The sequence below is a fragment of the Phenylobacterium sp. genome (assembly GCF_030646615.1).
GTDB lineage: Bacteria > Pseudomonadota > Alphaproteobacteria > Caulobacterales > Caulobacteraceae > Phenylobacterium.
The window spans coordinates 17,539-44,067 of sequence record NZ_JAUSLG010000005.1; the positions used below are offsets into that span (position 1 = coordinate 17,539).

24 protein-coding genes are annotated in these 26,529 nt (G+C 67.9%); 15 read left to right on the plus strand and 9 right to left on the minus strand.

The window, feature by feature from the left end; all coding sequences use genetic code 11:
• The first annotated feature begins 27 nt into the window (after window positions 1-27).
• Window positions 28-972 carry an alpha/beta fold hydrolase gene (locus Q7S93_RS00615; RefSeq protein WP_304711565.1) on the plus strand — a complete coding sequence of 315 codons (945 nt, stop codon included), beginning with the start codon at window positions 28-30 and terminating at the stop codon, window positions 970-972.
• A 49-nt stretch (window positions 973-1,021) separates the two neighbouring features.
• Here the strand turns inward: Q7S93_RS00615 and Q7S93_RS00620 are convergent, their stop codons facing one another.
• A complete protein-coding gene (locus tag Q7S93_RS00620; protein ID WP_304711566.1) occupies window positions 1,022-3,031 on the minus strand; it encodes a TonB-dependent receptor domain-containing protein in 2,010 nt (669 codons plus the stop codon).
• Window positions 3,032-3,197: 166 nt separating this feature from the next.
• Here Q7S93_RS00620 and Q7S93_RS00625 point away from each other — a divergent pair, with 166 nt between their 5' ends.
• On the plus strand, window positions 3,198-3,488 hold the full coding sequence (locus Q7S93_RS00625; protein WP_304711567.1) for a helix-turn-helix domain-containing protein: 291 nt from the start codon (window positions 3,198-3,200) through the stop codon (window positions 3,486-3,488).
• Between the two features lie 170 nt (window positions 3,489-3,658).
• On the opposite strand, the gene Q7S93_RS00630 is transcribed toward Q7S93_RS00625, so the two are convergent.
• Window positions 3,659-3,907, minus strand: a complete 249-nt coding sequence (locus tag Q7S93_RS00630) for a hypothetical protein (RefSeq protein WP_304711568.1) — start codon at window positions 3,905-3,907, stop codon at window positions 3,659-3,661.
• 166 nt (window positions 3,908-4,073) lie between these two features.
• Window positions 4,074-4,928, minus strand: a complete 855-nt coding sequence (locus Q7S93_RS00635; RefSeq protein WP_304711569.1) for a metal-dependent hydrolase — start codon at window positions 4,926-4,928, stop codon at window positions 4,074-4,076.
• Between the two features lie 97 nt (window positions 4,929-5,025).
• On the opposite strand from Q7S93_RS00635, the gene Q7S93_RS00640 reads away from it, so the two are divergent.
• Window positions 5,026-5,598 (plus strand): TetR/AcrR family transcriptional regulator, encoded by a 573-nt coding sequence (locus Q7S93_RS00640; RefSeq protein WP_304711570.1) that lies wholly within the window; start codon window positions 5,026-5,028, stop codon window positions 5,596-5,598.
• Between the two features lie 40 nt (window positions 5,599-5,638).
• On the opposite strand, the gene Q7S93_RS00645 is transcribed toward Q7S93_RS00640, so the two are convergent.
• Window positions 5,639-6,412: a PhoH family protein gene (locus Q7S93_RS00645; protein WP_304711571.1), complete on the minus strand. Its 774-nt coding sequence runs from the start codon at window positions 6,410-6,412 to the stop codon at window positions 5,639-5,641.
• A gap of 313 nt (window positions 6,413-6,725) precedes the next feature.
• Here Q7S93_RS00645 and Q7S93_RS00650 point away from each other — a divergent pair, with 313 nt between their 5' ends.
• The 7 genes from Q7S93_RS00650 (at window position 6,726) to Q7S93_RS00680 (ending at window position 12,970) form a co-directional block, all read left to right on the plus strand.
• Window positions 6,726-7,253 carry a gamma carbonic anhydrase family protein gene (locus Q7S93_RS00650; RefSeq protein WP_304711572.1) on the plus strand — a complete coding sequence of 176 codons (528 nt, stop codon included), beginning with the start codon at window positions 6,726-6,728 and terminating at the stop codon, window positions 7,251-7,253.
• A gap of 128 nt (window positions 7,254-7,381) precedes the next feature.
• On the plus strand, window positions 7,382-7,999 hold the full coding sequence (locus tag Q7S93_RS00655; RefSeq protein WP_304711573.1) for a YceI family protein: 618 nt from the start codon (window positions 7,382-7,384) through the stop codon (window positions 7,997-7,999).
• Window positions 8,000-8,085: 86 nt separating this feature from the next.
• Window positions 8,086-8,868, plus strand: coding sequence for an enoyl-CoA hydratase-related protein (locus Q7S93_RS00660; RefSeq protein ID WP_304711574.1), 783 nt, complete (start codon window positions 8,086-8,088; stop codon window positions 8,866-8,868).
• Between the two features lie 60 nt (window positions 8,869-8,928).
• Entirely contained in the window at window positions 8,929-10,587 is a 1,659-nt protein-coding gene (locus Q7S93_RS00665) for a choline dehydrogenase (RefSeq protein ID WP_304711575.1), read from the plus strand.
• Window positions 10,588-10,608: 21 nt separating this feature from the next.
• Complete coding sequence (locus tag Q7S93_RS00670; RefSeq protein ID WP_304711576.1) at window positions 10,609-11,559, plus strand: aldo/keto reductase; 951 nt, start codon at window positions 10,609-10,611, stop codon at window positions 11,557-11,559.
• 219 nt (window positions 11,560-11,778) lie between these two features.
• Window positions 11,779-12,204 (plus strand): nucleoside diphosphate kinase regulator, encoded by a 426-nt coding sequence (gene rnk / locus Q7S93_RS00675; RefSeq protein ID WP_304711577.1) that lies wholly within the window; start codon window positions 11,779-11,781, stop codon window positions 12,202-12,204.
• 13 nt (window positions 12,205-12,217) lie between these two features.
• Complete coding sequence (locus Q7S93_RS00680; protein WP_304711578.1) at window positions 12,218-12,970, plus strand: sulfite exporter TauE/SafE family protein; 753 nt, start codon at window positions 12,218-12,220, stop codon at window positions 12,968-12,970.
• 56 nt (window positions 12,971-13,026) lie between these two features.
• On the opposite strand, the gene Q7S93_RS00685 is transcribed toward Q7S93_RS00680, so the two are convergent.
• Window positions 13,027-15,261, minus strand: a complete 2,235-nt coding sequence (locus Q7S93_RS00685; RefSeq protein ID WP_304711579.1) for a TonB-dependent receptor — start codon at window positions 15,259-15,261, stop codon at window positions 13,027-13,029.
• A 222-nt stretch (window positions 15,262-15,483) separates the two neighbouring features.
• On the opposite strand from Q7S93_RS00685, the gene Q7S93_RS00690 reads away from it, so the two are divergent.
• Window positions 15,484-17,034: a N,N-dimethylformamidase beta subunit family domain-containing protein gene (locus Q7S93_RS00690; RefSeq protein ID WP_304711580.1), complete on the plus strand. Its 1,551-nt coding sequence runs from the start codon at window positions 15,484-15,486 to the stop codon at window positions 17,032-17,034.
• Window positions 17,035-17,061: 27 nt separating this feature from the next.
• On the opposite strand, the gene Q7S93_RS00695 is transcribed toward Q7S93_RS00690, so the two are convergent.
• A complete protein-coding gene (locus tag Q7S93_RS00695; protein ID WP_304711581.1) occupies window positions 17,062-18,354 on the minus strand; it encodes an aminotransferase class III-fold pyridoxal phosphate-dependent enzyme in 1,293 nt (430 codons plus the stop codon).
• Window positions 18,355-18,424: 70 nt separating this feature from the next.
• On the opposite strand from Q7S93_RS00695, the gene Q7S93_RS00700 reads away from it, so the two are divergent.
• The 3 genes from Q7S93_RS00700 to Q7S93_RS00710 are packed head-to-tail and all read left to right on the plus strand — an operon-like array spanning window position 18,425 to window position 21,182.
• On the plus strand, window positions 18,425-19,369 hold the full coding sequence (locus tag Q7S93_RS00700; RefSeq protein ID WP_304711582.1) for a carbohydrate kinase family protein: 945 nt from the start codon (window positions 18,425-18,427) through the stop codon (window positions 19,367-19,369).
• Window positions 19,369-20,019 carry a class II aldolase/adducin family protein gene (locus Q7S93_RS00705; RefSeq protein ID WP_304711583.1) on the plus strand — a complete coding sequence of 217 codons (651 nt, stop codon included), beginning with the start codon at window positions 19,369-19,371 and terminating at the stop codon, window positions 20,017-20,019. Before Q7S93_RS00700 ends, Q7S93_RS00705 begins: the two co-directional genes overlap by 1 nt.
• Window positions 20,016-21,182 carry an MFS transporter gene (locus tag Q7S93_RS00710; RefSeq protein WP_304711584.1) on the plus strand — a complete coding sequence of 389 codons (1,167 nt, stop codon included), beginning with the start codon at window positions 20,016-20,018 and terminating at the stop codon, window positions 21,180-21,182. The genes Q7S93_RS00705 and Q7S93_RS00710 overlap by 4 nt, the downstream gene beginning before the upstream one ends.
• Here the strand turns inward: Q7S93_RS00710 and Q7S93_RS00715 are convergent.
• Both Q7S93_RS00715 and Q7S93_RS00720 read right to left on the minus strand, forming a co-directional pair.
• A complete protein-coding gene (locus Q7S93_RS00715; protein ID WP_304711585.1) occupies window positions 21,179-21,856 on the minus strand; it encodes a TetR/AcrR family transcriptional regulator in 678 nt (225 codons plus the stop codon). The two genes, Q7S93_RS00710 and Q7S93_RS00715, sit on opposite strands and share 4 nt — an antisense overlap.
• A 107-nt stretch (window positions 21,857-21,963) precedes the next feature.
• Window positions 21,964-22,515 carry a PAS domain-containing protein gene (locus Q7S93_RS00720; protein ID WP_370652033.1) on the minus strand — a complete coding sequence of 184 codons (552 nt, stop codon included), beginning with the start codon at window positions 22,513-22,515 and terminating at the stop codon, window positions 21,964-21,966.
• Between the two features lie 171 nt (window positions 22,516-22,686).
• Here Q7S93_RS00720 and Q7S93_RS00725 point away from each other — a divergent pair, with 171 nt between their 5' ends.
• Window positions 22,687-23,565, plus strand: coding sequence for a hypothetical protein (locus Q7S93_RS00725; protein WP_304711587.1), 879 nt, complete (start codon window positions 22,687-22,689; stop codon window positions 23,563-23,565).
• Here Q7S93_RS00725 and Q7S93_RS00730 read toward each other — a convergent pair.
• On the minus strand, window positions 23,562-26,456 hold the full coding sequence (locus tag Q7S93_RS00730) for a M16 family metallopeptidase (protein ID WP_304711588.1): 2,895 nt from the start codon (window positions 26,454-26,456) through the stop codon (window positions 23,562-23,564). The two genes, Q7S93_RS00725 and Q7S93_RS00730, sit on opposite strands and share 4 nt — an antisense overlap.
• Window positions 26,457-26,529 lie beyond the last annotated feature (73 nt).

Sequence of the window (26,529 nt, forward strand, 5' to 3'; positions counted from 1 at the left end):
CTCCTCTCCGCCAGGGCGCCTCGCATCATGTTGAAACTCATCGTCCTGGGCCTGGGCGTGATCCTCGTGGCCTGGATCGGGATTGGCCTGGCCATCGAGGCCGCCTTCGCCCCAAAGAGCCTGCGCGGCGAGATGGTCAGTATCGGCGAGCGGCGTCTTCGTCTGGTCTGCGAGGGACCGGAGTCTGGGCCGCTTGTCTGGCTGGAGGCCGGCGCCTTCGGGTTTTCCGCCGACTTCGCCGACCTTCAGGCTTCCCTGGCCAAGGCGGGCTTCCGCGCCTGCGCCTATGATCGGGCTGGCCTGGGATTCTCAGATCCTGGCCCCTGGCCCCGGGACAGCGCCGCCATTGTCACCGACCTGGAGCGGCTGATGACCGAGGCCGGCGTGACGCGGCCGGCGATCCTGGTCGGCCACTCCATGGGCGGCCAGCACGTCCGGCTGTTCGCCGTGCGTCACCCCGCGCGCGTGGCCGGCATCGTCCTGCTGGACGCAGCGACCCCTGAGGCGGTGGAGATCCCCCTGGTGCGGCGCTTCGTCGACACCTTTGGCCACTTGTCGCAAGGGGTGGCGGCGCTCACCAGCGCGGGCCTGGCCAAGCCCCTCTTCTTCCTGGGGGATCGGATCGGGCTTAGCGGGCCGGTGGTGCGCGAGAAGCAGGCGGCGTTCGTGTCAGGCCGTCATGCGCGCAACGCCGCCAACGAAGCCGCCCAATGGCTCGAGAGCGCCGCGATGGCGCGGGCGGCAGGACAGCTCGATCCGGCCTGGCCGGTGGCGGTGGTCACCGCTGGAGCCGCGGCCGATCGGAACGGTGAATGGGGTCGCGCCCGGCTGGCGCCGGCCGAAGAGTCGGCGCATGGCAGCTACGCCGCCGTCGCCGCCGCGGGTCACGCCACCCTCCTGTCGCACGCCCACAACGCCGAGATCGTCGCGGCGGTGGAACGGGTGGCGAGGGCGAGCGCCGCCCGCGAGTGACCGCTCGGTCAAGGCGCAGCCGTTCTCACGCCGAGGCCTCCGTAGCGCCCTAGAACTGCGTCCGCAGCCCCACAAGGAAGCTACGGCCGCGTTGCGGCGCCAGGGTGGAAAGATAGGAGGTGTGGCTGAGCGCCGTCTCATCCAGCAGGTTCGTGCCGCGGACAAAAAGCTGGCTGTCGAACGCGCCCGCCGCGAAATCATAGGCCAGGGTGGCATTGACCATGTCGTGGCCTGGGGTCGACGTCTCGAAGGCCGCGATATCATCCTGTTCGAAGATGCGGATGTACTCCAGGTCTCCCGACCAGGCTCCGGCGACAAACTCGCCGCGTCCGCCCAGCCGCGCCGCGGGAATACGCGGCAGGGGGCCGCCATCGTCCAACTCGGCCTTCACCCTGTCCCCGAAGGCGCTCACGGCGAGACCATTGGCGAAGGCGTAGCGCACCTGGCCTTCCACCCCGGTGAAGGTGGCGTCGTCCTGCGTATATTGGATCAGGCGGAAGTCCTCGAAGCGGTCCAGCGTCGCGGCATAGATGTAGCCCTCATAGGCGTAGCGATAGGCGCTGGCGGAGAAGGTGAGGGGGCCTTGCGTTTTGCGCAGGCTGAGCTCGATGGAGTTGGCCGTCTCCTCGTCCAGGGTGGCCGTGCCGATCTCGTAGGTGTTGCTGGCGATGTGGATGCCCCGGGCATAGAGCTCCTGGGCATGGGGCGCCCTTTGTGAGCGGGCGACATTGAGCGACGCCATATAGCCGGGGGCGAAGGTCCAGCTGGCGCCGGCCGAGGCGGAGAAGGGCCTGTGCTCGGTGTCGGGGCGGTTCAGAGCCTCGGCCTCCTGCCATTCCTGGCGCAGGGCGCCTTCAAGGCGCCAGTCGCCCAGGGTCATCGCCTCTAGGAGGAAGATGGCGGTGTTCTTGGTCGTGCTCGGGGGCACGAAGGATTCGGCCCCCACGGCGGCGAAGTCGCTCTCGGAGGTCTGGACGCCGATCACGCCGTTGAGGCCGCCGATGGGCGCATGCTGCACCTCCAGCCGCAACTCATGCCCCTTGTTGCTGAAGGTCGTGGCCACCACGCCGTCGTCAATCTCATCGTGGGCATAGTCGGTATGGCCGCCCCGGAAGCGGATCCGCTCCACCCCGGCGAAGGGCGAGCGGATTTCACCGCGCACATCGACCCGGCGGCTCTTCAGATCGACGATCGGCACATGGCCGTCGGCGTGCTCGTGATCATGGTCGTGATCCTCGCCCCCATGGTCATGCCCGCCGCAATGCAGGCTGGAGCCATGAGGATGGCAGGACTCGTATTCATGATTGTGTCCGGGCAGGCCGTATTCGCTGTCCTGCTCGGTATAGGCGACGCCGAAATAGCCGTCTGAGCCGATCCAGGACCCGCCCACCGTGATGGTGCGGTTGCGATTGAAGGAGCCGGGGAGGCGGTCGAAGCCAGCGGCCTCCTCCTCGTGATCGTGATCCTCCTCATGGTCATGCTCGTCGTCGGTATGGGCCGGCGGCGTGTAGAAGGGCACCTCATAATCGTCGGCGCGCCGGCTGGCCCCTTCCAGCCGCAGGGCGAAGGCGCCCAGGCCGACGGTCACTCCCACCACGCCGGCCCGCTCACGGTCACCCGACCCGTAGCGCAGCTCCACGGCGCCTTCTCCGCCCGCGGGGGGCAGGGCCGTGGGAATCTTGCGATCGATCAGGTTCACCGCCCCGCCGATCGCCCCGCCGCCATAGAGGAGCGCGCTCGGCCCACGCAGGACTTCGATCCCGTCCAGCAGCAGCGGTTCGCCGGAGACGGCGTGGTCGGGGGAGACATCGGAGGCGTCGAACAGGCTCGATCCGTCGCTGAGAATCTTCACCCGCGGGGCGGTCTGGCCGCGGATCACCGGCCGGCTGGCGCCGCCGCCGAAGGCGTCCGATGTGACCCCCGGGAGGCTGACCAGGGTTTCGCCGAGGGTCGCTTGCCGGCGTTGCGCCAAGACCTCACCGCTGAGGATCTCGACATTGGAAATCACTTCGTCGCCCGACCGGCCGAGGGGATCGGCGGTGACGATCACTTCCCGCACGACCGGGCCTTGGTCCGCCTCTGCGCGCGAGGCACCCGCCATGACTGAAAGGCTTGCGGCCAGGAAAAGAGCAACCTTGGGTGACATTCGCGCCGGCTCCGGATAGAAACAATCACCGGCAGATACGTTATAACATAACATAATGCAACGCAGCGTTCAGGTCCCTTTGACCCCAACTCCCGCTCCCGCCCAGGCCGCCGCCGATGCGGCGGTGGCCGAGCTTCAGGCTCAGGTCTGGAGCCTCGTCCGCGCGCGTTTCGAAACCCAGCGTCGCGATCGCGGTTTGACGAAGGTCGCCCTGGCCGCTCAGCTTGGCGTCCCGCCCAGTCAGGTCTGGGCCTGGTTGAACGACCCGCGAAACATGACCATCAAGGCCGCCGCCCGGCTGCTGGCGGCCATGGACGCGCGGCTGGCGTGCCACGTGGAGGCGCGGGGCCGGGAGCCGACCGGGTCGTGAGCCTCGACGGGACGTCCACGCTCTTTCGACACATCGAGACTCTGCAGGCCGATGCTGGACAGGGTGAGGGATCGTGCCGGCGGAGCGCTGCGCCCTGGCTGCGGGGCGCCCCTGCCCAAACACCATGCCCAAAAGATGGAATTCAGCGCCGTTGAGACAACGGCAATGGGTTAGTTGCTTTCGGGCGTCGTCATCGTGCCGCCCTCCATCGCAGGGGCGTCGCCCTGGGCCGGGGCCGCGGGCATGTAGGTCGTGTCCGGGCGCGGCTGTAGCATCTGGCCGTTGTCGCCCGGTCCACTCTCATCGCCGCGGGCCAAGAAGGTGAAGGCGATCCAGCCGACCAGGATAAGAAGGATGATCCATACCAGGGGCGGGACACCCTTCTTCTTCCCGTTCTCTGACCTGTTCAGATCGACCATCACCTGCTCCTTGCCATCCATGCCCGAAGGCTGACAGCGGCCCACCGGACCTGCGCCGCCAGGGCGTTCGGTTCATGTCCCGGGTAACGGCAAAGGCGTGGGAGCGTTCCGGACGGCCTTGTGGCCAGGCAGTCTTGTGGCCAGGCGGTCTTGTGGGATGCCGTCGTCAGGTCGGCTTGAGGGCCGCAGCGTCGAATTCCGCCTTCCAGGCCGCGAGGGTGGGCGAGGTCGAGGTCTGATCCCAGGGGTGGAAGCCCGGCCTATACCAGGCGAAATAGGTCTTCCAGCCTCGCCGGAAGAGACCCGGCTTGATCCAGACGAACTGCTTGACCGCCTGGAGCGCCGCCTTGGGCGTATAGCCGTCGGCCTCCAGGAGGCGGGCGGCGTAGCGGGTGATGTTGCGGGTGAACATGACCGTGATCAGCGCCATGGCGATGCAGCGGCGGCGATAGCGCAGGAAGGGCGACCAGTCCTTCGTCGCGGCCATGAAGACGTCGAAGGCCACGGCCTTGTGCTCGGTCTCCTCCAGGGCGTGCCAGCGCCAGAGCCGCTCGATGGCCGGATCAGTCTTCTGGAACAGCTCGTCGCGGTGGCGGATGTGCACTTCGGCCATCATGGCGGTGAAGTGCTCCAGGGCGATGGTGGAGATGAGCATGGCCATAGGCCCGCGCCCGCGGCTGAAGGCCACCCGCTCGCGTACCTGCGCCTCGATCTCGGCCACGGGATAGCGGTCCCGGTCGATCAGCTGGTTGAGGCTGTGATGCTCTCGCGAATGGATCGCCTCCTGGGCGATGAAGCCGCGCACGTCCTCAGCCAGCTTGCCCGAGACATGGTCGCGATAGTGGCGCACCGCGTCCATGAACAGGCGTTCCCCGTCGGGGAAGGTGAGGGAAAGGGCGTTGAACACCGCCGTGGCCACCGGATCCCCATCCAGCCAATGGCCGGAATCCGGCGGGCCCGCTGCGAAGCGGATGTCCCGGGGGCTCACCTCGACATCAGCGGGCGTGGTCTTGCGCGTCATGGCGTGATCCTGTGGAACAGGGGCGATGGGCCCCACGGCTTGTTCTGGCTCCAGGTTAGAGTTATCTACAAAAATGTCAATAGAGCCCGCCCGCCGTGTGCGCCGATCACCCGAAGCCGCGCGCGAGAACATCCTGCAGTCGGCGGAGCGTCTGCTGCTTGAAAAGGGCCCCCAGGGCTTGAAGCTGGTGGAGGTGGCCCAGGGGGCTGGGGTGTCCCATGCCACGGTGCTGCACCACTTCGGCTCCATCGACGGGGTGCAGACGGCGCTGGCCGAGACCATGATCCGCCAGCTGGTCGCCCGGGTGCTGGAGGCTGAGCGACCTGATGATCCCCAGGCGCAACTGGAGGGAGTCGGGCAGGTGCTATTTGACGCCTTTGAGACCGCAGGCGGCGCCCGTCTGGCCGCGTGGCTGGAGCTGACCGGCGAGACCCGCCGCCTGACCCTTGTGCGCGCCGCCGTCGAAGAGGTGATCTCCGGACCCATGGCCCAGAAGGGCGTCGATCCAGAAAAAGCCACCAACCTGATCCTTGTGGCGGTCTCCCTGGCCATGGGAGTCGGCCTGATCGGCCGGTCCCTGGCCGAACTGGTGGGCCGCCCGCCTGAGACCACCCGAGAGGCGGCGCTCGCCTTCCTCAAGAGCGGCCTGGCGGCGGCGCTGAACAGGTAGGGCCGGGCGGCTCGGCGTTCCGCCCGGCCCCGCCTGGCCTTTAGAGAACCCCGAGCATCTCGGCGACCAGGGGGTGGCGGACGATGTCGCGGTCCTTCAGCCGCACTACGGCGATATTGCCGACCGTCTCCAGCTTCTCGGCCACGGGGCCGAGGCCCGAGAGTTCGGGCAGGAGATCGGACTGGGCCGGGTCGCCCGTGACCACCATGGTGGAGTGCCAGCCCAGGCGGGTGAGCAGCATCTTGAGCTGCACATAGGTGCAGTTCTGCGCCTCATCGATGACCACGAAGGCGTTGTTCAGCGTGCGCCCGCGCATGAAGCCCACCGGCGCGATCTCGATGGCGCCCTCGGCCATCAGGGCGCGGACCCGCTTCATGGACAGCCGATCCGACAGGGCGTCGTAGAGGGGGCGGAGATCGGGGGCGAGTTTGTCCTCCATCTCACCGGGCAGGAAGCCAATGGATTCCCCGGCTTCCACCGCCGGGCGCGACAGGACGATGCGGCCCACACGTCCCGCCTCGAGGGCTTCGACGGCCTTGGCGATGGCCAGATAGGTCTTACCGGTGCCGGCCGGCCCCAGGGCCAGGACCAGGTTCTTGGCGTCGATGGCGGCGATCATCTCCTCCTGGCCGGGGGACTTGGCCTTGATCGTCTTCAGATAGCCCTGCTCACGCCCTTCCTCGGCCAGGCCCAGCGGCGACCACCCGCGTTCGATGGGCAGGCGGCGGATTTTTGAATCATCGAACTGCTCAGCATCGAATGCGCCTTCGCGCAGCTGTCGCTTCAGGGCTCGCTTGGTCATCAAAGCCTCCATAGGGGCATGAAAAAGGGGCGAGTCCTGCGCGGACCGCCCCTTGGGGAGGACGAAAAGAAGGAAGAGAGGCGGGCGGCGCGCCCGGGGGGCGGCCCGTACCCGGCCGTGGCCGGGACATCGGTGGCGGGGGGACCCCGCCAGGACCACAAACGCAGCGCCATGCACTCCGTCCAACTCGAACCTGCGGGCCGGAAGCCGGCCCGGCGACGTTTCGAGAGCGGGATGATCGCTTCGAATCGCATCGCAACTATGATGCTAGCGTGATTAACCAAGGCTGAAGTGCGACGTTTTAAATAAGACATGAGGTACACGGATGGCTGTCTATAACTTGGGCGCGGTCGCCCCGCAGCTGCCGCCGGAGGGCGAATACTGGATCGCGCCCACCGCCGCGGTGATGGGCAATGTGATTCTCAAGCAAAACGCCTCGGTGTGGTTCGGCGCCACCCTGCGCGGCGACAATGACCCCATCCTGATCGGCGAAAACTCCAATATTCAGGACGGATCCGTTCTGCACACCGATGCGGGATCGCCCTTGACCATCGGCCGCGACGTCACGGTGGGCCATATGGTGATGCTGCATGGCTGCACGATCGGCGACAATTCGCTGGTTGGCATCGGCTCGATCATCCTGAACGGGGCCAAGATCGGGAAGAACTGCCTGATCGGGGCCAACTGCCTGATCACCGAGGGCAAGGAGATCCCCGACAACAGCCTGGTCATGGGCGCCCCTGGCAAGGTGGTCCGCGAGGTGTCCGAAGGCCAGGCCCGCATCCTGACCGCCTCGGCGCACCACTATGTGGAGAACTGGAAGCGCTATCATCGGGAGCTTCGGGCGATCTGACCCCGCGCGGCGGGCCGCGGGGGGCCCGGCCGAGCAATCCGCATGCGCCCGGGCCTGATCCCCGTTAAGGTCCCGCTGGCTTGAACCGGCTCGCCTCTGCGCGGGCGAGCGAATCTGCGAGGTCCATCATGAGATTTTCCCCCATCGTCGCCGCGGCGGCCATTCTGCTGGCGACCCCGGCTTTCGCCCAGGCCCCGGAAATGCCGGGCCAACCCGAAGCCGCCCGGGTCGTCGCCGGCACGTATAATGTCGATCCGCATCATACCCAGGCGGTCTGGTCTGTGGACCATATGGGCTTCTCCACCCTCTATGGGATGTTCGGCGAGATGAGCGGCACGCTCACCCTGGATCCGGCCAATCTCTCGGCGGCGAAGCTGGCGATCGACATCCCGCTGTCGGGCCTGACGGTGACCTCCAGCGACTTCGCCACCCATCTGGCCTCGGCCGACTTCTTCGAGGTGGAGAAGTACCCCACGGGCCGCTTTGTCTCGACCTCGGTGGTGGTTGACGGGACCAAGGCCAAGATTACCGGCGACCTGACCCTTAAGGGCGTCACCAAGCCGGTGGTGCTGGACGCCGTGCTGATGGGCGCTGGGGCCAATCCGATGAGCAAGGCCCAGACCGTCGGCTTCACCGCCACCTCGACCATCAAGCGCAGCGACTTCAACCTCGGCTATGCGGCGCCGGTGGTGTCCGATGAGGTGAAGCTGAAGATCACCGCGGCGTTCGAACGGGCGGCCGACTAGGTCTCGCTGGCCCGCCCCAGCGGTAGGGCTTGACGGACGCAAGGGCGCCTGGGGGAAGGTCTGCAAAAGACATACGGGAGCGCGCCATGGCCTATGAGTTCATCAAGGTGGAGCGGGAGGGACCGGTGACCGTGGTCACCCTGAACCGCCCCGAGGTCATGAACGCGCTCCATTCCCCGGCGCATTTCGAGCTGCACGAGGCCTTCGACGCCTTCGCCGCCGATCCGGATCAGTGGGTGGCCATCGTCACCGGGGCCGGCGAGCGCGCCTTTTCCGCCGGCAATGATCTCAAGCATCAGGCCGGCGGCGGCGGCATGGGCCTGCCGCCGTCTGGCTTTGCCGGCCTGACCGAGCGCTTCGATCTCACCAAGCCGCTGATCGCCGCCGTGAACGGGGTGGCCATGGGCGGCGGCTTCGAGATCGCGCTCGCCTGCGACCTGATCATCGCCGCTGAGACCGCCACCTTCGCCTTGCCCGAGCCTCGGGTCGGCCTGGCGGCCCTGGCCGGCGGGCTGCATCGCCTGCCCCGCCAGATCGGCCAGAAGCAGGCCATGGGCATGATCCTGACCGGCCGGCGCGTGGCCGCCGCCGAGGGCCGTGAGCTGGGCTTCGTCAATGAGGTGGTCCCGGCCGCTGAACTGATGGACGCCGCCCGCCGCTGGGCGGCCCAGATCTGCGAACTCTCGCCCATGTCCATCCGGGCCTCGAAGGAGGCGGTCTACAAGGGTCTCGACGAGACGAGCCTTGCGACCGCCATGGCGGGCCAGATGCGTTATCCGGCGACATCGGCCATGCTCAGGTCCGAGGACTTCAAGGAGGGGCCCATGGCCTTCGCCCAGAAGCGCCCGCCGCAATGGAAGGGCCGCTAGCGGTCAATAGACAAGAGCGGGCGGCAAGCCCGGCGCGACACGAAAAGGGGAGGACGGTCTATGGACCGCTACGACTACATCATCATCGGCGCTGGCTCGGCCGGCTGCGTGCTGGCCAATCGGCTGAGCGAAAACCCCGCCACCAAGGTTCTGCTGCTGGAGGCCGGCGGGCGGGACAATTCCATCATGGTCAAGATGCCCGCCGGCGTCGGAGGCCTGATCGGCAAGGAAGGCCCCTACAACTGGGGCTTCTGGACCGAGCCCGAGCCGAACCTCGACGACCGCAAGCTCTGGTGGCCCCGGGGCCGCGGCTGGGGCGGATCGTCGTCGATCAACGGCATGATCTACATCCGCGGCCATGCGCGCGACTATGACCAGTGGCGTCAGATGGGCCTGACCGGCTGGTCCTATGCCGAGGTGCTGCCCTATTTCAAACGCTCCGAAGCGCTGGAGGGCGGCGGCGACGCCTGGCACGGCGGCGATGGGCCGCTGAAGGTCTCCAAGGCCTCGTCCACCAATCCGATCTATGCCGCCACCGTCGAGGCCGGCCGTCAGGCGGGCCACCCGATCACCAAGGATTTCAACGGCTTCCAGCAGGAAGGCTGGGGGCCTTATCAGCTCACCGTTCATGACGGCCAGCGGTGGAGCGCCGCCAGGGGCTATCTGCATCCGGCCCTGAAGCGCGCCAACCTGACGGCCCTGACCGGCGCGCGCACCCGCCGCATCCTGGTGGAGAATGGCCGCGCGGTGGGCGTCGAATATATCGACGACAAGACCAAGGAGATCCGCAAGGTCTATGCCGACGCCGAGGTGCTGCTGTGCGCCGGCGCCGTCCAGTCCCCCCACATCCTGCAGCTCTCAGGCATCGGTGATCCCGAAGACCTGGCCGCCCACGGCATCACGCCCGTCCATGAGCTGAAAGGCGTCGGCGCCAATCTGCAGGACCACCTGGACGTGACCCTGTCCTGGGAATGCCCGCTGCCGATCACCGCCTATTCGATGCGCAAGGGCCTGATCAAGACGCTGGGCGTGGGCATGAACTACATGTTCTTCAACAAGGGTCCCGGTCGCCAGCAGTTCCTGGAGTCGGGCGCCTTCCTGCGCTCGCGGCCTGATCTCGATCGCCCCGACCTGCAGATCCACTGCGTACTGGCCATCATGCAGGACCACGGCAAGGTCTCGGTGGCCAAGGACGGCTTCACCTTCCACGTCTGCCAGCTGCGTCCCGAAAGCCGCGGGCGGGTGGGCCTGCGCTCGGCCGATCCGATGGACAATCCCGCCATCTTCGCCAACTACCTCTCCACCGAAGAGGACCGCAGGGCGATCCGCGAGGGCGTCAAGATGATGCGCCATGTGGCGGCCCAGAGCGCGCTGGACCCCTATCGCGGGGCGGAGTTCTCGCCCGGGGAGGCGGTGCAGACCGACGCCGAGATCGACGCCTGGATTCGCAGGACCTCGGAGACGATTTATCACCCGGTGGGCACCTGCAAGATGGGCGCGGCCGACGATCCCATGGCCGTGGTCGATGGCGAGCTGAAGGTCCGCGGGCTTAGCGGCCTGCGGGTCATCGACGCCTCGGTGATGCCGACCCTGGTGGGGGGCAATACAAATGCGCCGACCATCATGATCGCGGAGAAGGCTTCGGATATGATCCTCGGGCGCCCGGCCCTGCCGGCCGAGGAGGCGCCGGTTTACGAGGACGGCCAGCAGGCCGCCTGATCATAGTAGGGGAGGCCGCTCATGGAGCTGCGCAGACTGGGACGTTCCGACCTCATGGTGGCCCCGCTGGTGCTGGGCACGAACGTCTTCGGCTGGACGGCCGATGAGAAGACCTCGTTTGCGATCCTCGACGCCTTTGTCGACGGCGGGTTCAACGCCGTCGACACCGCCGACGTCTATTCCCGCTGGTCCCCGGCCGGCGCCGGGGCTTCGGAGACCGTCATCGGAAACTGGATCGCCCAGGGCGGTCGCCGCGACCGCATCGTGCTGGCCACCAAGGTCGGCTCGGAGATGGGCGAGGGGATGAAGGGGCTGTCGGCCCAGTATATCGAGCAGGCCGTCGAGGCCTCCCTCAAGCGCCTGCAGACCGACTATATCGACCTCTACCAGTCCCACCGCGACGATCCCGACACCCCCCAGGACGAGACGGCCAAGGCCTATGAGCGGCTGGTCAAGGCCGGCAAGGTGCGGGTGGTCGGCTCGTCGAACTTCACCCCTGAGCGCCTGAAGTCGGCGCTGGAGGCGTCCAAGGCCAGGGGCACGCCGCGCTATGAGAGCGAGCAGCCGCTCTACAATCTCTATGACCGGGCCGGCTTCGAGGCCGGCTTGCAGCAGCTCTGCATCGCCGAAGAGGTCGGGGTTATTCCCTACTATGGCCTCGCCAGCGGTTTCCTTACCGGCAAGTACCGCTCCGAAGAGGATCTGGCCAAGAGCCCCCGGGGACGCGGCGCCAAGAAGTACATGGACGCGCGCGGCATGAAGATTCTGGCCGCTCTGGACCAGGTGGCCGCCGCGCACGCCGCCACGCCGGCCCAGGTGGCCCTGGCCTGGGTGATGGCTCAGCCGGGCCTCACTGGACCCATCGCCAGCGCCACCAGCGTCAGCCAGCTGGACGACCTCATGGGCTCGGCGCGGCTAGGGCTGAGCGCCGATGATCTCAAGGCCCTGGACGCGGCGAGCGCCGCGGTCTGAGCTCAGATTGACTTCCTCCCGGCTTGATGGGCTCTCTGGGCCTATGGCGAGCGCGCGCACATTGAGAATCCGGATTCGAGGGCGGGACCTGGCGGCAGGCTCCAAGCCCCGGGTCCGCGCTGCGCGTCAGCCGGGCTCGGGGCCGATCTGCGTGTCTTGATCGCCGGGGCGAGCATGAGGCCGTCCTGGTCCCTTGCTCATTCTGCTTACGGATATCCCATGTCAGTCACTGACCTCGCCGCCCTGCGGCCAACAATCCTGCTCTGCGAAACCGACGCTGAGCGCATCACCGATCTCGCCCTGGCGGCCCAGGGACGCCTCCCCCAGGTGGCTGGCCTCCTGCTTGAGGAGATCGAGCGCGCCGAGGTGCGCCCCGACACCGACGTGCCGGCCGACATTGTGGGCATGGGCGCGACAGTGGAGTTCGTCGATCTGTCCCATGGCGAGAGCCGGATCGTGACCCTGGTTTTTCCCGGCGAGGCCGACATCAGCGCCGGGCGGGTGTCCATCCTTACGCCTGTCGGCGCCGGCCTTCTCGGCCTTCGCCCGGGTCAGTCCATCCTTTGGCCCGATCGGGAGGGCCGGGAGCGGGAACTGCGCGTCGTCAGCGTGCGCAGGCCCGAAGTGGCGCTCGGCCCAACTTGAACTCGGCGTTGCGGTGCTGAACGATCCGATCTTCTACGCCCTGGCCATTCCGGCAGTGATCCTGCTGGGCCTGGCCAAGGGCGGGTTCGCCGGCGTTGGCGCGATCGCCTTGCCGCTGATGGCCCTGGCGATTTCGCCGGTAAAGGCCGCAGCCATCCTGCTGCCGGTGCTTATCGTCCAGGACGTGGTGGGGGTCTGGGCGTTCCGACGCAGCTGGGACCGGTCGATCCTTGCCCTCATGATCCCATCGGCCGCCGTCGGCATCATACTGGGCTATCTGCTGGCGGCGCAGGTATCGGCCACGACGATCCTGGCGGTGCTGGGCGCCATCAGCATCGTCTTCGCCATCCATCGTCTCTGGCTGGCTCGGGGCGGGCGGATCCAGGCGCCTTCCAATGCGCCCGTCGCCCTTGGCGCGCTCTTGGGGGCGGCGTCAGGCTTCACCAGCCAGATCGCCCATGCCGGCCAGCCGCCCTTTCAGATGTGGGTCCTGCCCAAGGGGCTGCCGCCGGCCGTCCTGGTGGGCACGACGGCGATCTTCTTTGCGGTGATCAACTGGCTGAAGGTCCCGGCCTATCTGGCGCTCGGCCAGTTCACGGCTGAGAACCTGGCCACGGCGGCGGCCCTGACCCCGGTGGCCATCGTCTCAACCCTGGCCGGCGTCTGGCTCGTGCGGCGGATCAAGCCCGAGCGGTTCTATACGGCCATCTATCTGCTGATGATCGCCGTCGGGGCCCAACTGCTCTGGAAGGCCTTCGCCAGCTAAGCCCACTCGCGCTTGATGGGACCATCCCGCGCGCGTGGGCCTTGCCTTCCAAGTCCTCAGTACCGGTAGCGGAGGTAGGCTCCCAGGCTGCGGGGGCGGTTCAGGGTGAGCAGATCGACCCCCAGGCTGTCGATGTTCGAGATCGACACCTTGTAGGTCTCGTCAAACAGGTTGCGGGCGAAGAGCCCCAACTCAATGCGCCCGTCCGGCGCCTGCCAGCCCCCCTGCGCGCCCACCACCCAGACGGCGTCCTGCGAGAGGCGCTCGGCGTTGGAATTGTCGAAATAGACCTTCGAGGAATAGGCCGCATCAAGCGAGCCCACCAGTTCGCCGCCCTGCGGAAGGGGATGGCGATAGTTGGCCGCCGCATTGAAGGTGACCTCCGGCGACTGCGGCAGGCGATTGCCGGTGAAGTCGTCGCCTTCGGAGAAGTACTCGCCGTAAGTGGCGTCCAGCAGCGAAAGCCCGGCGTCGATCGACAGATTCTCGCTCAGCCGCGCCGTCGCCTCGATCTCGGCCCCATAGACTTCGGAGTTCGCGGCGTTATCGAGCACCAGCACCGTCAGCCCGTTGCGCAGGGCCTGGGCGAAGACCTGCTGGTCCTGGTAGTCGTAGTAGAAGGCCGACATGTTCAGGCGGACGCGGCGATCGAACAGTTCGGACTTCAGTCCGACCTCATAGGCGTCCAGCTGCTCGTTGTCGTAGGGGATCAGCTCCTCGGGCGTCGTCGCCAGACCGCCGAAGAAGCCGCCGCTCTTGAAGCCGCGATTGTAGGTCGCATAGAGGTTGAGGTCGTCATTGACCTCATAGCGCAGGCCCAGCCGGCCCGACCAGGCGGAGAAGGTCTTCTCCTGTTGCGAGGTGAGCAGGACGATCAGGCCGCCCTCGGCCTGGCTGCGGTAGTCGAAGGACTTTTCGTCGGCCGAATAACGGAGGCCGACCGTGGCGGTGAGCCGCTCGGCGAGCTGGTAGTCGGCCTGGCCGAAGAAGGCGTAGCTCTTGGTTTTCTGGGTATAGGGATAGCTGAAGGCCGCGACGCTGTCGGCGAGGCTGAACCCGTCTGGAAAGAGCGGGCGCAGATCGCGCAGGACGTCCTGAGTCGAGGCGTCCTCAACCGTTTCGTCCATATAATAACCGCCAGCGACCCACTTCAGGCGGCCATCGGCGCTGTCGTTGGACTGCAGCCGCAGCTCCTGGGTGAACTGGTTCTGGCGGGCGAGGTAGTTGATCTCCAGCATCTGGTTGGGGCTGGAGTCGGTGTTCTCAAAGGCGTTGCGGTGCGCCCAGGAATAGGCGGTCACCGAGACCAGAGAGATGGCGCCCAGGTCCCAGTCCACCTGCGCTGAGGCCCCGAACAGGTCGATCTTGTCCTTGCCCTCGGCGTTGGCGTCCAGGGCGCGGTCGTCGCCGTCGGTGTCGCTGTAGCCGAAGGCGTCGCCGCAGAGGCCCGAGCCATAGGCGGTCGGCGCGCAGAAGCCGTCGGGGCCCGTGGCTTCGGCCGTGAACGGAAACAGCGCCCGGTGCTGCGGTTGGGTGGCGTCGCCACGATTGACGAACCGGTTGACCTGGAACAGCGCCTCGACGTCCTCATGGGGCGTGTAGAGGGCCGACAGCCGGATCGCCCAGTAGTCGGTGGCGTTGACGTCGTTGCCGGTGACGCGGTTGTAGGTGGTCCCGTCGTCGCGCACCACCTGGCCGGCGGCGCGCACCGAGAGCACGTCCTCAATCACTGGGCCGCTGACGGCGCCTGTCAGGTTCACGGCATTGTAGGTGGCGTATTCGGCGGCGGCTTCCGCGCTGAATGTGTGGGTGGGCCGCTTCGTGGTGACGTTCACCGCGCCGCCATTGGTGTTGCGGCCGTAGAGCGTGCCCTGTGGCCCGCGCAGCACTTCGATCTGGCCGATGTCGAAGAAGCCGGCCATCTGCGCCAGGGGCGAGCTGACATAGACGCCGTCCACATAGATGCCGACGCCGCTGGACGAGTTGGGGTTGAAGTCGCTCAAGCCCACGCCGCGGATGAAGATCTTGGGGTTGGCGGCGGCGTCGCCGCTGCTCACCCGCAGGCCAGGCGCCAGGTTGTTGAGCCCGGTCACATTGGTGACGCCCCGTGCGGTCAGGGCGTCGCCCGACAGCGCCGTCACCGAGACAGGGACATCCTGGAGGTTTTCACTGCGCTTCTGGGCGGTGACCACCACTTCCTGAATCATCATGCTATCGGCGGCGGTCTGCGCCATCGCGCTGCCGCCAGACAGCGCCACCACCGCGCAACTCACAAACAGTACGGCTCTCATCGGGATCCCCTCACCAATCATTCTTGCGACCCCGCTTATACGATAGTAAAAACTATGCAAATCAAGTGGGCTGCTCGCGGCTACGATCGCATCTGTCGGGATGATCAGGTTTGCGGCGCCGCAGCGAGCTTGTGACCTAGGCTTGTTCGAACGGCCTTTGCGCCGCTGACGAGCCTTGCGAACGATAGGGTCTGCTACTCTTCTCGAGCGAAAGGGGCGTCGATGCTGGCCTGTTATACGGACCGCCTGAGCGTACGGCCGGGGGAGCGCTTTGAGCTGCGCGCCAGCGCCACGCACGGCCCCTGCCGCCTCTCCATGTCGCGGGTGGGGATGGACCGGCGCGAAGTCCTGACCATCGATGGCCTCATGATCGGCGACCACCCGGTCCCGCCCCACGCCGACCGTGACGGCTGCGGCTGGCCCGTCGCCCTGGAGGTGGAGGTCGGCGGCGACTGGGCGTCGGGCTATTACGACATTGTCCTGACCGACGCCGATGGTGGTGAGGCGCACCACTTTGTTTGCGTCAAGCCGCCCCTGGGCGAGCGGCGGTCCAGCGCCGTCATGGTGCTCGCGACCAACACCTATCAGTCCTACAATTACTGGGGCGGGGCCAACGCCTATGCCAATGTCGCCGGCCTGATGTCCGGCGAGACGCCGTTCGATCAGGCGATGGACGAGGCGATCGGGGTCCTGTCCACCCAGCGGCCTTTTCCGCCATTGATCGTCGCGCCGCCGGCCGATCCGCCGCGGCTGGTCAATATGCGCAAGCGCGGATATCGCGAGCGGCCTTGGGCGTCCGACTACGCCTGGATGGCGAAGCACAAGGCCTCGCCCTACGATGGCTCGGCGGGCTTTCTACACAAGTGGGAGCACGTGTTCGTGGCCTGGGCCGAGGCTGAGGGCTACGTCCTCGACTTCGCCACCGACTACGACCTGGAGGCCGAGCCCAACTTCCTGGACGGCTATGAGGCGGTGCTGTTCGTCGGCCACAGCGAATACTGGTCGGCGGGCGAGCGCGAACAGGTCGAGCGCTTTGTGGACGCCGGCGGACGGGCGGCGATCCTGTCTGGCAACACCTGCTTCTGGAAGGTGCGCTGGGAAAACGACGGCAAGACCTATGTCTGTCACAAGTGGCGCGGCTTCGAAGCCGAGGACGTGCCGCCGGACCAGGCGACTCACCTCTGGTCGCACCCGGCGTTCGGCAAGCCGGAGGCCGAGATTACAGGCCTCAGCTTCGTCTTCGCCGGCTATCACCGCCTGGGCCTTTGCGTCGCGCGGGGGCAGGGGGGCTTCACGGTCTATGATGACCGCCATTGGGCGCTCGAGGGCTCAGACCTCTTTTATGGCGACCTGTTGGGCGGCGACCTGCCGCTGATCGGCTATGAGAGCGACGGTTGTCGCTTCCAGTTCGGGGACGACGGCTTGCCGCGGGCTATCCCCACCCTCGGGGTGCCCGCCAACCTGGAGATCATCGGCATCGCCCCCTGCGCCTTCGGCGAGGAGGCCGGCCGCGGCTATAACCCGATCATCCCGCCCGAAAAGCTGGACGTGATCGCCGATGTGATGTTCGGGGAAAGCAGCCCTGAGGCGCAGGCGAAGGTGCTGCGGGGCCATGCGGTGCTGGCGAGTTTCAAACGCGGCGCCGGCGAGGTGTTCAACAGCGGCACGACGGAATGGGCCCACGGCCTCGGCGCGCGGGACCCGTTCGTCGAGACGATCACCCACAATGTCCTGCGGCGCTTCGGCGTCAGCCGGCCGGGCGCGCCCGCCTGATCTGGCGGCGGGCGCGTTTCGCGTCCGTCAGTGATCCAGGATCTGGGTCATGAAGGCCAGTTGGGCCGGCGCCTCCAGGGGGCCGGCCGCCTTCATCAGCTTGAAGGCGTCATCGGCCGCCTGGACGGCGAAGTCGATGTCCCCGTCCGTCATGGCGGCGCAGATGAACATGTTGTGCCAGGGGTGGACATAGACCCCCCGCTTCATCAGCGCCTGGGCCCAGAAGTAGCCCTTGGCCAGAGTCGGGTCGTCTTCGACCCTGATCAGGGGCATCTGGGCCGGCCCGGTCTGGCGCAGGGCGAAGTCGTGGCGGTGGGCGCTCTCGTCCAGGCCGTCCCGCAGGCGCTGGCCCAGCGCCTCGGTGCGCTCGAGATAGTCGGTGTCGCGGATCCTGGCCATCGTCTTGAGGCCCGCCGCCATGGGCGCCGCCGAGAACCAGAAGGAGCCGGTGGCGTAGATCGTCATCGCCGCCTCCCGGGCGACCTCCGCCCCCATCAGGGCCGAGATGGGGTGGCCGTTGGCGATCGCCTTGCCCCAGGACGACAGGTCCGGCTTCACGCCCACCAGCGACCAGCTTGAGTCTCGGGCCAGCCGGAAGCCGGCGCGCACGTCATCAACAATGAGAAGGGCGCCGTGCGCGTCGCACAGCTCCCGGGCCCGTCGCGCATAGGCCGGATCGGGCAGTTCCTGGTCGATGAAGGTGTCATGCTTGATCGGGGCCGCGAAGATGGCCGCGAGATCGTCGCCGGCTTCACGCACCGCGGCCTCAAGGCTCTCCACATCGTTATAGTCGTAGAAGACCTGATGGGCCCGATCCCCCGGGGAGACGCCCCGCTTCAGCGGCGTGCACCAAGGGGCGGCGCCGTGATAGGCGCCCCGGGCCAGCAACACCGTATTCTTGCGGGTGTGGTTACGGGCGATCATCAGCGCCATGGTCGTGGCGTCCGTGCCGTTCTTGCAGAACATCGCCCAGTCCGCATGGCTGACCATGCCCACCATGGTCTCGGCCAGCTCGACCATGACCTCGGCGGGGCCCGTCATGGTGTCGCCCTGGCGCATCTGCGCGACATAGGCGTCGTCAATCTCGCGGTCGCCATAGCCAAACAGGTTCGGGCCATATCCGCCGAGGAAGTCCAGGTAACGATTGCCGTCCACGTCCCACAGGTGCGCGCCTTCGGCGCGGGCGAAAAACTGGGGATAATCGTCGGGCAGCAGGGCGACGGACTGATGCCCGTACATGCCCCTCGGAATGACCGCTTGCGCGCGTTCGACGAGCGCCTTGTTCTTGCTGTTGGTCCAGCTCATCGTCTGCAACCCCATCAGAAAAGATAGCTTTGACTACCTTATATGCGCGAGGCTACAAATCAACCACGCATCGGACGGAGATAGCATGAGCCGCGGCCTACTCTGCATCGGCCTGACCACGCTGGACGTGGCGGCCCGCCCCATCGACGCGCTGCCCACGGGCGAGGGGACGCGACTCATCGAGGGAATCGCGGTCGCGCCGGCCGGCACAGCCGCGGGGGCGGCGATGGTGGCTGCGCGTCTCGGGGTTGCGACGCAACTGGCGGGAAGCATCGGCTCCGATTTCATGGGCCGGGTGGTGCGGCTCGGCCTGGAAGAGCAGGGCGTCGATACGTCTCTTCTCCAGGTCATCGAAGGCTCCCCGACCTCGGCCACGGTGCTGACGATCGATTCAGGTGGTCGCCGCCCGAACTTTCACGCCCTGGGCGCCGGGCTGTTTGCGCCGCTCGGCGAACCGGTCATCGCCGCGGCGACCCAGGCGGCCTATCTCCACTACGGGGCCATCGGGGGGCCTGCCGCGGACGGGGGGCCCGGCCTGGCGGTCCTGCAGGCCGCGAAGGCGGCGGGCGCCATCGTCACCTGCGACCTGATCTCGCCCCAAGCCACGGCCCTGGCCGAGCTGGAGCGGCTGCTGCCCTATACCGACTATTTCATGCCCAGCGTCAGCGAGGCCTTCGCCCTGTCTGGGACGCAGGATCTGTCGGCGGCGGCCAATGTGTTCCTCGGCCTGGGCGCCGGCGCCGTGATCATCAAGAACGGCGGGGCGGGCTCCTATGTCGCGCTGGGGGCGGAGCGGACGGTCCTGCCCGCCTATGACATCACGCCGGTCGACACGACGAGCTGCGGCGACTCCTATTGCGCGGGCTTTATCGCGGGCCTGAGCCGCGGCCTCGCCCCCCTGGACGCCGCCCGTTTCGCCACGGCCGTGGCGGCCCTGGTGGCGCAGGGCCTGGCTACCCTGGGCAGGCTGGACTCCTATGAGGGGGTGCTTCAGGCGATGAGGACGATGACCCTGAAGGAGCCGGGCTGATGTCGGCCGAGAAAGAAGCCGCGCTCCGGAGCCGGATGGTGGAGACCATGCGGGCCATGGACGCCCGCGGTCTGAACCGTGGCACCTCGGGCAATGTATCCGCCCGACTGGGTGAGGGCATGCTGGTGACCCCAAGCGGCGTGCCGCCGGAGCGGCTCACCCCGGACGCGATGGTTTTCGTCGGGGCTGACGACTCCATCCCCGCAGGCCAGCTGAAGCCGTCCAGCGAATGGCGGATGCACATGCAGATCCTGAGACGGCGGCCCGATGTCGGCGCCGTCGTCCACTGTCATTCCCGCCACGCCACCATCCTGGCCTGCGCCGGGCGGCCGATCCCAGCGGTCCACTACATGGTGGGCGTCAGCGGGGGGGCGAGCGTTCCGGTGGCGCCCTATGCGACCTTCGGCTCCGAAGATCTCGCCGATATCGTTGTGGCGGCCCTGGATGGCCGGCGCGCGGCCCTAATGGCCAACCACGGTCAGATCGCCGTCGCTCCGACGCTCGGCTCGGCCCTGATGATCGCCGAAGAGATTGAGGAGCAGGCTGCGGTCTATTGGGGCTGCCTGGCCATCGGCGGGCCAAACCTGCTGTCCGACGACCAGATGGACGAGATTCTGGTCCGCTTCGGCTCTTACGGGCAAGCGAAGTGACCGCCTCGGTCGAGGCTGTGGAACCGCCCCAGCCATTGAACTTCGCCATCCTGCATATCGGCGTGGTCGCCCTTCTCATTGCGGGCCTGCAGCCCCTGGTGCTGGGCGGCCTGGCCGAGGCCGGCCGGCTGACCGTGGCGGGGATCGGTCTGGCCGCCACGGCTGAGCTGCTGGCCCTCGGGGCCGTCTGCGGATTGGCCGCCGCCCTGCTGCGGCCAACCCATCTCAGGGCGAAGCTGGCGGCCGCGTGCCTGGCCCATGCCGCCTGCAACCTCGCCAGCGTCTGGGGCGCAGACGGGGTCCTGATCGGCCTGAGGGCGCTGGCCGGGGCTGCGGCCGGGGTGATGCTGTGGTCGACCATCGGCATGATCTCCCGCTCAGCGCGGCCGGAGCGTCAGGCGGGCATCTTCATCACGGGTCAGACCCTGGCGCAGCTGCTGCTCGCGGCTCTACTGCCCCGCACGGTCATGACGGCGTTCGGCGTCGACGGAGCCCTGGTGGCGCTGGCCTTCATCTCGCTGACGGCGGCCGTGGCCGCCCTGGCCGGGCCGCGCAGCTTTGCGCCCCTGCCGCGCCCGACCGCCGGGGCGAGCGGCCTGCCGCCGCTGGCCTGGGCGGCCCTGCTTGCCGTGTTCCTCTATATGGCGTTCATCGTGGCGATCTGGGTCTATCTGGAGCCCCTGGCCGCCGCCGCAGGCCTTGCGCCGGCCCAGGCCCACGACGCCGTGGCCGCAGCCCTGGCCATGCAGGTCCTCGGCGGTCTGGCGGCGACCCTGATCGGAGCGCGCCTGAGGGCGAGCCATGTGATCATCACCGCAGCGGTGATCAATCTCGGCCTGGTGATCGCGCTGTCGGCGCATCCCGCCGGGCTGGTGTTTATCGGCCTGGTCGCGGTGTTTGGCTTCCTGTGGCTGTTCGTCCTTCCGTTCTACACGGTGCTTCTGATCGGCATCGACCCGACCCGGCGCTCGGCCATGCAACTCGGCGCCGCCCAGCTCCTGGGCAGCAGCGCGGGTCCGCTGGCGGCCGCCCTGCTGGTCGGTGAAAGCAATGCGGACGGGGCGATGATTCTGGCCGGCGTCTGCCTGGCCGCGGCGCTTGTGCTGTTTATTGGCGTGGTGATGGCGCTGGCCCGTCGAGGCCCGCTTCCGAGCGGCGTTTAGCTGGCGCCGTATCGCTCGGCCAGCCGACGATAGTGCATCGCCACCATCCAGCAGACGTCCTCGTTGATCCGATCCTCGTCCTCGGTCGGCTCTTCCAGCACCATCTCTGTGGCGGCGTACATCATCTCGGTGGTGAGGCGCGCTGAGCGGAACAGCTCGACTTCGGGAACGTCCGGATAGGCGGTGGTGAGGCGCGCGCTGATCTGTGCGGCCACCTGGTCGCGGGAGGCGATGCGGATGTCCCGAAGCAAGGGCACAGCCCGAAGGGCGCGCATGATCCAGACGCCGCCGGGGCTGTTGCGGGTGATCTCATTGACCTGGCGCTGCATCTCCTGGTTCTTCTCGACGGCCTCCTCAAGGTTCGCCGCCTGCAGACCGCCGGACTGGACCCAGGCGAAGACCGCTTCGTCCTGGGCCTCCATCAGCCGGCGCGCCAGTTCGCCCAGGATGGCGTACTTGTTCGGGAAGTACCGATAGAGGGCCGGCGGCGTAATCCCGGCCCGCTCGCAGACGAGGTTGGTGGACAGGCGCTCAAAGCCCACCTCGCCCAGAAGCTCGCCCGCAGTGGAGAGCACCGCCTCGAACGTGTTGCGCGCGCGGCTTTGCGAGGGCGTGGCGCGAGCGTCGAGCGGGACGAGCATCGGCTCGGCAGGCAGCGCTACGCGCTTGGGCATCTCACCTCTTCAGAGATTTTCGCGCGGACGGACCGCTTTTCCGTGCTCAGCCTATCGCATCGGCGCCGCCGGGTCATCCTCAGCGCCGCCAGCGCCACGTCACGCCCCTAGGCGATGCGGCGTCCATCGATGGCGGCCAGGCGCAGGCGTGGCGCAGCCTCATGGGCCAGGCCCCCTTTACGGATATCCACCAGGGAGAAGCCCACCAAAGGCAGGCCCTTGAGCCGGGCGACCATGGTCAGGGGCTGATAGAGGCAGAGGAAGCGATCGGGACCGTTTTCCGGGCCGGCGAGGGGGGCGAACAGAATCTCCATGCCGATGGCCACGCCCTCGGCATGGGCCTTGGCGGTGACGACGATCGGCTCAGGCCGCCGACGCGCCATTTCGAGCGCGGTCTGCAGGTCCATTCGATCCTGGGCGCTGAACAGGGAGAGCGCATTCTGCTGGCGCAGGTCGCGCTGGTGCAACTCGCCGATCAGGGCGCCGGCCAGGCGGATTGGATAGATGCCCGAACAGACACGGCCCAGCATGACCACCTGCGGCAGCAGGTCGGCGAAATCGGCGGGGCTGATCGACGTTCGCGGCGGCGGCGCGCCCTCAAGGGCCCGGCTTTGCCAATAGTCTATCAACCGTTCCGTGTTTGGATGGCACATCGACATCGCTGCGCGGCTCCAGTCGCGGCCAAACGCGGCCGCATGGGGCTTGCAGGAGGATTCGGACCAGGCCGGCTCTGTCTCGCTTCGGGACAGTCGCGGTGGGGCGTCCCCCCGATCAGGGGCGCCTCGGCGTGAAATTTGCAGGGGTCCATTGTATTGTGTTTGGAGGCCGAGATGGCGCCGCAAAAGACCCTGCTTGGCCTGATCCTGGGATCGGGTCTGTTCCTGCTGGCAGGGGCCGCGCCTGCAGGCGCTCAGGACTGCTGCACGCCGCCGCCGCCCGCCTGCTGCACCCCGCCGCCGCCGCCCTGCTGCAAGCCGCCGCCGCCGCCGCCGCCGTCCAATCCGCCTTGCTGCACCTCTCCTGGTCATGGGGTGAAGGTGCCCGGCGTCAATGTGGTGGTGGCCCCCACGGTGGTGGTGAACGCCAGCGCCAGCGCCAGCGTGCGCGCCTCGGCCGGCGCCGGCGCCGGCGCGGGCTCGGCCGTCTATTACGGCGGCGGCGGAGGCGGCGGCTATTATTCACCGCCCATGGCCACCGGCCTCATCCAGGGCCTCAATGTCGAGGGCCAGCGCCAGATGAAGCGCACCGCCTATGAGGCGACCCGCTCGCGCACCCGCCGCGTGGTCATCCAGGCCGTCTGCATCGATGATCGCCAATCGCCGCACCCGGCCGCCCAGCTCTTCCCCGAGCGCGATGTCCGCGACATCTTCGACGGCGAACTCTATCGCTGCCTGGCGGGCACGCGCCTGCAGGCGACCATCGCCGAATATTCCGGCCAGGTGGACTTCTCCGGCGGCCAGTCCCTGGTCTGCGCCAAGGGGGAGGCCCTCTATCACGCACCAGGCGGCCAGGTGACCTGCCGGCCTCAAAAGGCGGCCCGCGACTGCAACGAGCGCTCGCTGCTCCGTCGCTTCGGCGCCGGCATCAAGATCCTGACCATGGTCAGCACCGAGACCTACACCGCCTATCGCGAGGAAGAGGCATACTCGGAATCCTCGTCCTCCATGGCGCTGAGCCTCGACGGCGGCGTGGGCGGCACGGTCTACTAAGGGGGGCCGGTGCTCTCCGGGACCACTTCGATTTTCCAGGCGCGGTCGGGCGAAAGGATGCGCTCGGCCGCGCGCTGGACGTCCGCCGCCCCCACCCGTTCGGTGCCCGGGATGACGGCGCGGATGGCCTCCAGGCGGCGGGGGTCGGTCTGGGTGCGGGCCAGTTCGCCCAGCCAGTAGTCGTTGCCGACCCGGGCGCGCTCGATGCGCTCCAGCCTCGGCTGCCGCGCCCGCTCCAGTTCATCGTCATCCACCGGATTGCGGCGCAGGTCGTCGGCGATCTTGGCGACGTCGGCGAAGAAGGCGTCGAGCCCCTCCGGCGGAATCTCCACGCTCGCCGAGATATAGCCCCAGCCGGTCCAGACATAGGAGTGGTTGTAGTTGACCGACGGGGAATAGGTCGCGCCCTGGCTCTCGCGCAGTTCCTCCACCAGCCGAAGCCGCAGGATTTCCCCCAGGATCGCGGCCTCACGGGCCGCCTGAGGATCGGCGAAGAAGTCGGTGCTGGGCCAGGCCACATAGCCGATGGCCTGGTCGGCGCGTCCCTTGTGCGTGCGCCGGACCGGCGCAGCCGTGGGCGGCGGGAAGGCCACGGGCGCAGCCTCGGGCCGGGCGGCGTCGACCCGGGGGGGGAGGGCGCCCAGGGTGCGGGCGACGGCGTCGGTGGCCTTTTCCACCGTGGTGTCGCCGACAATGATCACCTCGATCGGCGCATTGGCGAGCGGTCCAGCCAGTTGGGCCTTCAGGTCGTCCGGGGTGGCCTGGGCGATCTCAGCCTTGGTGGGGAAGGTCCAGCGACGGTCGCCGGAATGCAGCAGGCCCGACAGGTCGCGGGACAGGACCCCGCCAGCGGTCGCCTCATACTGTTCATGGATGGTCGCGCCTGCGGCCTGGATGCGGGCGAAGGCCTCGGTCCGCCAGGCCGGGTCGGCCAGGTAGGCGCTCAGCACCTGCATCTGGACGTCGAGGTCCTCAGGCCGCGTGGAGCCCGACAGGGTGAAGGCGTCGTCGCTCACCCGCAGACGCGCGCCATAGACATTGGACGCCAGCACCCGCTCCATATCCTCAGCGGTGATCTCGCCGAGTCCGCCTTCCACCAGGGCTTGGCTGGCCCAGGCCAGGCTCTGGGTGTCGGACGGCAGGCTCTGTAGCCCCTCGCCCACATGGACAGCGACCAGGATCTCGTCGTCCTGGAAACGGGTCGGCTTGATGGTCAGGCGCACGCCGTTCTCGAAGCGGATGAAGACCGTGTCCAGATCGGCGACGTCGCGGGTCTCCACCACCTTGCCCGGAGCGCCGAACTGTCTGTAGGGCCACTCCACCACGCTCAGGGCCTCGGGCGGGGCGGCCTTGGTCTGGCGAGCGGCCTCATAGGCGCCCAGCACCTCAGCCTCGCCGCCTTCGACCTCCGTCGGGCTGGCCAGGAAGATCAACGGACCTTGTCCCTGGAAGGCGTCTTGCAGCGCGCGGGACACGGTGGAGGCTTCGAGCCCGTCGACGGCGGCCTCGAACAGGGCCAGATCCTGCGCTGGGCTGGTGACCACTTCGTCCTCGGCCGTGGCGCCCAGGATCTGTTGGGCGAGGCTCGACGGCCGCCGGGTGGCGGCGCCGGCCACGCTGGCCTGAAGACGCGCCCGGTATTCGGCGATCTCCCGATCCAGCTCGTCCTGGCGGACCCCGTGCAGCACGGCGCGGCGCTGTTCGACCTCGATGGCCTGCAGCGCCTCGCGCCAGCGGCCCTCCTGAGCGTTGGCGATGATGCTGGTGGTCTCTGCGGCGCCGAACTCATCGTTCACAAAGGCGCCGGCGCCCAGGAAGGGCGGATCGGCCGCCCGCGCCAAGACCGAAAGACGCCGGTTCAGGACGGAAAAGCCGAGTTGTTCGATCAGGTCGGCCCTGCGCCGGGCTTCGGAGTCGGCGGCGAGGTCGGGGTCCCGTATCCAGGCGATCTGCAGGGCGCCCTGGACGCCGGGCTCGACGGCGACCTTGGCCTCAAGGCCGCGGCGACGGACCTCGCCGAGCTCGGGATCTTCGCCCGGCGCGCCCTTGGCCACCCAGCCGCTGAAGGCCTCGACGATCTGGGCCTCCATGGCGTCGACATCGAAATCGCCGACCGCCACAAGCAAGGTCCGCTCGGGCCGGTAATAGGCCTCGTAGAAGGCCCGAATCCGCGAGGCCGGCGCGTTGCGCAGCACCTCGACCTCGCCGATCGGATAGCGCGCATTCAGCCGCTGACCCTTAAGCAGAAAGGCCAGACGCTCCTTGTAGGTGCGATAGGAGGGCCCGTCGCGGGAGCGCTCCTCCGAAAGGACGATGCCGCGCTCGCGGTCCACGGCGTCCTGGGCGATGGTCAGGCTCATCGCCGTCTCGCGCAACAGCATCAGGCTGGTGGACAGGGTCTCCTGGTCGGTCCGGGGAAGATCGAGCTTGTAGATGGTTTCGTCGAAGCCGGTGGAGGCGTTGGTGTCGGCGCCGAAGGCCAAGCCCAGGCGCTCAAGGATCTTGATCATCTCGCCTTCGGGCACCGCTTCAGAGCCGTTGAAGGCCATGTGCTCCAGGAAGTGGGCGAGGCCCTGCTGATCATCCTCTTCCATCAGCGAGCCGGCGTCGATGCGCAGGCGCAGGGCGGCCTGGCCCGCCGGTATGGTCTGGCGACGGATGGCGTAGCGCATACCGTTGGGCAGGGCGCCAAAGCGGATTTCGGGATCGACCTCGACATCGGAGACGGCCTGGGGCCATTGGCCCGGCGCCAGGTCGGCGGCCGGCGTCGCGTGGGCGCCAGCGTGGGGCGCGCGCTCGGCGATCTGCGGGGCGGCGTACACCAGGCCTGAAAGGCCGGCGAAGGCGAGGGCGGCGGTAAGCGCAAGCGCCGCTCGCTTGGAAAAGATCATTGAGACGTCCGCAATTCACGACAATGGCCGGCACCATCGCCGCCGGATGGGGCGAGGGCAAGGCGCGATGGCG